The following is a 6,841-nucleotide window of genomic DNA, read 5'->3' as shown; positions in this document are numbered from 1 at the left end:
AGACCGAGGCCGCCAAGCCCGCCGCGCCGAAGCCGGCCGCCGCCCCGCAGGCCGCCGCCCCGAAGACCGAGGCCGCCAAGCCCGCCGCCGCTGCCTCCGGCTACGTCGCGCCGGTCGCCGCCTCCCTGGGCACCCCGTACCACAAGGCCGGCTCCAACTGGTCCAGCGGCTACCACACCGGTGTCGACTTCGCCGTCAGCACCGGCACCTCGATCCACGCGATCGCCGCCGGCACCGTCGTCGAGGCCGGCTGGGGCGGCGCCTACGGCAACAACGTCGTCATCAAGCACGCCGACGGCAAGTACTCGCAGTACGCCCACTTCTCGGCCCTGAAGGTCTCGGTCGGCCAGACCGTCACCGCCGGCCAGATCATCGGCCTCTCCGGCGCGACCGGCAACGTCACCGGCCCGCACCTGCACTTCGAGATCCGCACCACCCCGTCGTACGGCTCCGACGTCGACCCGGTGGCCTACCTCGCCGCCCACGGTGTCCGCGTCTGACGCACACCGCTGACGCACACCGTTGACGCGAACCCTGCCGAGGCAGCGCCGCCGAGGCACACCGCGCCGCATCCGAAGGCCCGGCCCGGGGATCCTGTGATCCCGGGCCGGGCCTCGGCCGTTCCCAACCTCCCGTGCCGCACGGGCACTTCACCGCTCCCGCGCCGTGTCGGCGCGGCTCCCCGGCACGGCGGGCAACACGCCCCCGACCGGCCGAACGTTTCCCGAGCAGCCGACCGGGGCGAAGCGCGCCGCCGTCCTGCTCGCCGTCGCCGGCGCAGCCTGCCCGCAGCCACCACCGCAGCTGCCGCCCCGCAGCACCGCACCATCGTCATCGGTGACCAGAGCATCGTCGGCGACCAGAACCAGGTGGCCGGCGGCGACATCTTCGACGCGGGCGGCGACAACGGCGTCGGCTCCGACAACGGCGGCGACCCCACCTCCCGCGACTGGCTCGCCTTCCCCGCCGTCGCCACCGCCGTCACCCGCCACCACCTGGGCTGACCGGCCGAACCCCCCACCGACGACCCCGGAGACCGGCGCCACCAACGCCACCCGGGGTCGTCCTTGCGACGTCCGGTTCCGCGGACCCGGTGCGAAGAGCGTCTTCGCCGCTGTGCTTACGACCGCTCTCTGACAGGTGCCCGTCGGCAGGTTGCCGCGGAGTGCGGCAACCGTTGCACCACCTTGCGCGCCTCGTGCGCCGAGACCTCTCCCATGGATCCGTGCACGTTCGCCGAACGGGAGGTCGGGCCCTTTTCATACGGTCACTGCCCGTGGCGCCGAATGAGCTGCGTGCCGGGGAGCGGTCCGTGCGGTACGGCAGCCGCGGCGCCTTCGAGCCAAAGACCCGAGCCTGCGGCGCGGTGCTCCTGGAGTGCCACGGACGACGAAGGCCCCAGCTCCGCGATCATGTCGCTGAGCTGGGGCCTTTGCTGTGGAGCGGGCGACGGGAATCGAACCCGCGTGGCCAGTTTGGAAGACTGGGGCTCTACCATTGAGCTACGCCCGCGTACGTGCGTTGACGGCACGTCGCCCCTCGGCCGGTGCGGGCCTCGGGGACGGTGGTCAGCCTACCTGGTCGGGTCGGCCGAATGCACACCGCTTTCGCTCCGGTGCCTGCTGATATTACGGCGAGGGGGCCCGGACCGGCGTGTACTCTCTCTTTCGGCACTACGGGGTGTGGCGCAGTTTGGTAGCGCGTCCGCTTTGGGAGCGGAAGGCCGTCGGTTCGAATCCGGTCACCCCGACGCTTTCGGCAGGGTCTCGTCAGGCGGGCGGGGCCCTGTTGCTTTCGTGGTACCGGTAGGATGGGCCGATGGCGGTGGTACCTGTGGCATGCACACAGGCGGCAGCCGCCCGAGGGCGAGGAGTCACGCTCACCGTCCACCCCCGTACGGGAGATGCAGCCCCAATCGCCCATCGCCCGTCTCGCCCGACCGACCGGCCGTTCCGGCCGTGGACGTCTGGCGGAGACAACCTGACCGCAAGCCCATAGGAGACCAAACCGTGAAGAGCGCCGTCGAGACTCTGAACCCGACCCGGGTTCGACTCACCGTCGAGGTGCCCTTCGAGGAGCTCAAGCCCAGCCTCGACGCGGCGTACAAGAAGATCAACCAGCAGGTCACGGTTCCGGGCTTCCGCAAGGGCAAGATCCCGGCTCGCGTCATCGACCAGCGCTTCGGCCGTGCCGCGGTGCTGGAGGAGGCCGTCAACGACGCCCTGCCGCGCTTCTACACGCAGGCCGTCGACGAGGGCAAGATCGAGGTCCTCGGCCAGCCCGAGATCACCGACATCGAGGGCGTGGAGCGGATCGCCGACGGCGGCGACCTGAAGTTCACCGCCGAGGTGGACGTCCGCCCGGAGATCGCCCTTCCGGACTTCTCGGAGATCTCGGTCACCGTCGACGCCGTCTCGGTCGCCGACGAGGACGTCGAGAAGTCGCTGGAGCAGCTCCGCGAGCGCTTCTCCTCCGTGAAGGACGTCGAGCGCGCCGCCGCGGCCGGCGACGTCGTGGTCGTGGACCTCGAGGCCAAGGTCGACGGCGAGGTGCCGGAGGACGGCACCGCCGCCGGCGTGAGCTACGAGATCGGCTCCGGCCGCCTGCTGGACGGCATCGACGACGCCGTGATCGGCCTGTCCGCCGGTGAGTCCAAGACCTTCACCACCGAGCTCAAGGGCGGCACCCAGGCCGGCAAGAGCTCCGAGGTCACCGTCACCGTGACCGCCGTCCAGGAGAAGGAGCTCCCCGAGCTCGACGACGAGTTCGCCCAGCTGGCGAGCGAGTTCGACACCCTGGACGAGCTGAAGGACGACTCCCGCAAGCGCCTCGAGCGCATGAAGGAGTTCGACCAGGCCACCCAGGCCCAGGAGAAGGTCCTGGACGAGCTGCTGACCCGGGTCGAGATGGAGTACCCGGAGAAGCTCCTCAAGGACGAGGTCGAGACCCGCAAGCACAACCTCGAGCACCACCAGCTCGAGCCGATGGGCATGAACCTCGAGACCTACCTCGCGACCCAGGACAAGTCCGTCGAGGACTACGAGAAGGAGACCGAGGAGCAGGCGAAGAAGGGCATCAAGACCCAGTTCGTCCTGGACGAGATCGTCGCGAAGGAGGAGCTCAACGTCAGCCAGGAGGAGCTGACCGAGCACCTCATCCGTCGCGCCGCCGGCTCGGGCCTCACCCCGGACCAGTTCGCCCAGCAGATCGTCCAGGGCGGCCAGGTTCCGCTGCTGGTCGGCGAGGTCGCCCGCGGCAAGGCGCTGGCCCTGGTCGTCGAGGCCGCCACCGTCACCGACAGCAACGGTGAGACCGTCTCCTTCGAGGACGACGAGGACGAGACCGAGGCCACCGACGCCGTCGAGACCGTCGAGGTCGAGGACGAGGCCACCGAGGCCTGATCCTCACATCCGTACGACCCCGGCCCGGACACCCCAGGTGTCCGGGCCGGGGTCGTGTCGTGAGGGTTCCCGCCCGCCGCCCGCCGCCCTCCCCCATTCGGTCTCCACCCGCCCACCTCCCGCTCGGTCGCCGCCCACCTCCCGCTCGGTCTCCCGTATTTCCGCGCGCACCCTGCGCTCACAGCGAACAGTTCTGCGTGGGGGATTCTGAGCCGCGGCCTGCGCGTTAGGGTCGGTGGACAGCGACACACACGCAGATCGACTGAGCAGGTGGCTAAGTGACGTTCCCGCAGATGCAGATGGATGGCCTGACGGCGCCGCGCGCCGCCGCCGGTGACGTGCTCGGCGGCCTGGGCGACCAGGTCTACAACCGGCTGCTCAACGAGCGCATCATCTTCCTCGGCCAGCAGGTCGACGACGACATCGCCAACAAGATCACCGCGCAGCTCCTCCTCCTGGCAGCCGACCCGGAGAAGGACATCTTCCTGTACATCAACTCCCCGGGCGGTTCGATCTCGGCGGGCATGGCGATCTACGACACCATGCAGTACATCAAGAACGACGTGGTGACCATCGCGATGGGCATGGCGGCCTCGATGGGCCAGTTCCTGCTCACCGCGGGCGCCAAGGGCAAGCGCTTCTCGCTGCCCAACGCCAACATCCTGATGCACCAGCCCTCCGCCGGTCTGGGCGGTTCCGCCTCCGACATCCGGATCCAGGCCGAGCAGCTGCTGCGCACCAAGAAGCGCATGTCCGAGCTGATCGCCTTCCACAGCGGCCAGAGCTTCGACCAGATCACCGCTGACTCCGACCGCGACCGCTGGTTCACCCCGGAGGAGGCCAAGGCGTACGGCCTCATCGACGAGATCATGCACAGCGCCGCGGACGTCCCCGGCGGCGGCGGCACCGGCGCAGGCTTCACCGCCTGACGCCCGGCCCCAGACTTCCAGACCGCACGCTTCGGAGGACCGAACACCCCATGAACACTCCCTACACGCCGCACGGCGAGTTCCAGGGCCCCCGTGCCGAGGGCCGCTACATCGTGCCGCGCTTCGTCGAGCGCACCTCGCAGGGCATCCGCGAGTACGACCCGTACGCCAAGCTGTTCGAGGAGCGCATCATCTTCCTCGGCTCGCAGGTGGACGACGTCTCGGCCAACGACATCATGGCCCAGCTGCTGTGCCTGGAGTCGATGGACCCGGACCGCGAGATCCAGATGTACATCAACTCGCCCGGCGGCTCGTTCACGGCCCTCACGGCCATCTACGACACCATGCAGTACGTGAAGCCGGACATCACCACCGTCTGCATGGGCCAGGCGGCCTCCGCCGCGGCCGTGCTGCTGGCGGCCGGCACCCCGGGCAAGCGGATGGCGCTGCCGAACGCCCGCATCCTGATCCACCAGCCGTACACCGAGACCGGCCGCGGCCAGGTGTCCGACCTGGAGATCCAGGCCAAGGAGATCTTCCGGATGCGCGAGCAGCTGGAGGAGATGCTGGCCAAGCACTCCAACAAGCCGGTCGAGACGGTGCGCGACGACATCGAGCGCGACAAGATCCTGACCGCCGAGGAGGCGCTGGAGTACGGGCTGATCGACCAGATCATCTCGACCCGCAAGTCCTCGCTGACGAGCTGAGCCCTTCGCGGCTTCGGGGGCGGGGCCGTGCGCGGCTGTCGGTTCCTCACGAACCGCCGGTGCAGGAGCGCCGGACGGTACGGGGGCGCGCGACAGTGACGTACGCCCCGCCCCGATCCGTTCCGGTCGAGGCGCTCGGACGGGCACAATGCAGTATGGGCGCATGCCCGTGAGACGGCTTCTGTTCGGTATCAATTCGCCCAGGGCGTAGGGCAGAGCTGTCGAAGTCGGCGGAATCACCGGCTCGGCAGAGTACCGTCGGATAGCGAGACCGACCGCCGACGGCGCAGCCGGTCCACAGCACCAGGCCCCGGAGAGCTGCGGGGCCCCTGGCGAAGGGGAAGCACCTCGTGGCACGCATCGGAGACGGTGGCGACCTGCTCAAGTGCTCGTTCTGCGGCAAGTCGCAGAAGCAGGTGAAGAAGCTGATCGCCGGGCCTGGCGTCTACATCTGCGACGAGTGCATCGACCTCTGCAACGAGATCATCGAGGAGGAGCTCGCGGAGTCCTCGGAGGTCCGTTTCGAGGAGCTGCCGAAGCCCCGCGAGATCTACGAGTTCCTCGACCAGTACGTGGTCGGCCAGGACCTCGCGAAGAAGGCGCTGTCCGTCGCGGTCTACAACCACTACAAGCGCGTCCAGGCCGGTGAGAACGGCCGCACCGGCAACGGCCGCGAGGACGCCATCGAGCTGGCGAAGTCGAACATCCTGCTGCTCGGCCCGACCGGTTCCGGCAAGACGCTGCTGGCGCAGACGCTGGCCCGGATGCTGAACGTGCCGTTCGCCATCGCGGACGCCACCGCGCTGACCGAGGCCGGCTACGTCGGCGAGGACGTCGAGAACATCCTGCTCAAGCTGATCCAGGCGGCGGACTACGACGTCAAGAAGGCCGAGACCGGGATCATCTACATCGACGAGATCGACAAGGTCGCCCGCAAGAGCGAGAACCCGTCGATCACCCGTGACGTCTCCGGCGAGGGCGTGCAGCAGGCGCTGCTGAAGATCCTGGAGGGCACCACCGCCTCGGTGCCGCCGCAGGGCGGGCGCAAGCACCCTCACCAGGAGTTCATCCAGATCGACACCACCAACGTGCTGTTCATCGTGGGCGGTGCCTTCGCGGGCCTGGAGCGGATCATCGAGGGCCGGGCCGGCGCCAAGGGCATCGGCTTCGGCGCGACCATCCGCTCCAAGCGGGAGTCGGACGCGAGCGACCACTTCCGCCAGGTCATGCCGGAGGACCTGGTGAAGTTCGGCATGATCCCCGAGTTCATCGGCCGTCTGCCCGTGATCACCAGCGTGCACAACCTGGACCGCGAGGCGCTGCTGCAGATCCTCACCGAGCCGAAGAACGCGCTGGTCAAGCAGTACCGCAAGCTCTTCGAGCTGGACGGCGTGGAGCTGGAGTTCACCCGGGACGCGCTGGAGGCCATCGCCGACCAGGCGATCCTGCGCGGCACCGGCGCCCGCGGTCTGCGCGCGATCATGGAGGAGGTGCTGATGTCCGTGATGTACGAGGTCCCCTCCCGCCAGGACGTCGCCCGCGTGGTCGTGACCGGGGACGTCGTCTCCAAGCACGCCATCCCCACCCTCGTGCCGCGCGACATGATCAAGCGCGAGCGCCGGGAGAAGAGCGCCTGACGTTCGGCCCCACGACACACGGCGAAGGCCCTGCACCCGGAAGCGGTGCAGGGCCTTCGCCGTGTCGGCCTTCGCCGTGTCGGCCTTCGCCGTGTCGGCCTTCGCCGTGTCGGCCTTCGCCGTGTCGAGATCTGAAGAGCACACCACTGAACACCACTCACCACTAA

6 protein-coding genes and 2 tRNA genes are annotated in these 6,841 nt (G+C 69.1%); 7 read left to right on the top strand and 1 reads right to left on the bottom strand.

Annotated features, from left to right (window positions below; all coding sequences use genetic code 11):
- Together ABZ641_RS21655 and ABZ641_RS21650 are read left to right on the top strand one after the other, a co-directional pair.
- The coding region (locus ABZ641_RS21655; RefSeq protein ID WP_359984030.1) for a M23 family metallopeptidase at positions 1 to 500 on the top strand (500 nt) is incomplete at its 5' end.
- Between the two features lie 369 nt (positions 501 to 869).
- Entirely contained in the window at positions 870 to 1,004 is a 135-nt protein-coding gene (locus tag ABZ641_RS21650) for a hypothetical protein (protein ID WP_359984027.1), read from the top strand.
- 434 nt (positions 1,005 to 1,438) lie between these two features.
- Here ABZ641_RS21650 and ABZ641_RS21645 read toward each other — a convergent pair.
- A tRNA-Gly gene (locus ABZ641_RS21645) sits at positions 1,439 to 1,512 on the bottom strand.
- Positions 1,513 to 1,676: 164 nt separating this feature from the next.
- On the opposite strand from ABZ641_RS21645, the gene ABZ641_RS21640 reads away from it, so the two are divergent.
- From ABZ641_RS21640 to clpX, 5 genes are all read left to right on the top strand, one after another.
- A tRNA-Pro gene (locus tag ABZ641_RS21640) sits at positions 1,677 to 1,750 on the top strand.
- A gap of 259 nt (positions 1,751 to 2,009) precedes the next feature.
- The gene (gene tig, locus ABZ641_RS21635) at positions 2,010 to 3,401 is read left to right on the top strand and encodes a trigger factor (RefSeq protein WP_344627357.1); all 1,392 of its coding nucleotides are present in this window, start codon (positions 2,010 to 2,012) and stop codon (positions 3,399 to 3,401) included.
- A 299-nt stretch (positions 3,402 to 3,700) separates the two neighbouring features.
- Entirely contained in the window at positions 3,701 to 4,330 is a 630-nt protein-coding gene (locus ABZ641_RS21630; RefSeq protein WP_052390707.1) for an ATP-dependent Clp protease proteolytic subunit, read from the top strand.
- Positions 4,331 to 4,380: 50 nt separating this feature from the next.
- Positions 4,381 to 5,037: an ATP-dependent Clp protease proteolytic subunit gene (locus ABZ641_RS21625; protein WP_344627358.1), complete on the top strand. Its 657-nt coding sequence runs from the start codon at positions 4,381 to 4,383 to the stop codon at positions 5,035 to 5,037.
- Between the two features lie 350 nt (positions 5,038 to 5,387).
- Positions 5,388 to 6,674, top strand: a complete 1,287-nt coding sequence (gene clpX, locus ABZ641_RS21620) for an ATP-dependent Clp protease ATP-binding subunit ClpX (protein WP_359984023.1) — start codon at positions 5,388 to 5,390, stop codon at positions 6,672 to 6,674.
- Positions 6,675 to 6,841: the final 167 nt, after the last annotated feature.

This window comes from Kitasatospora sp. NPDC007106, assembly GCF_040634455.1.
GTDB classification, from domain to species: domain Bacteria; phylum Actinomycetota; class Actinomycetes; order Streptomycetales; family Streptomycetaceae; genus Kitasatospora; species Kitasatospora arboriphila.
This window is presented reverse-complemented; position numbering and strand designations above follow the sequence as displayed.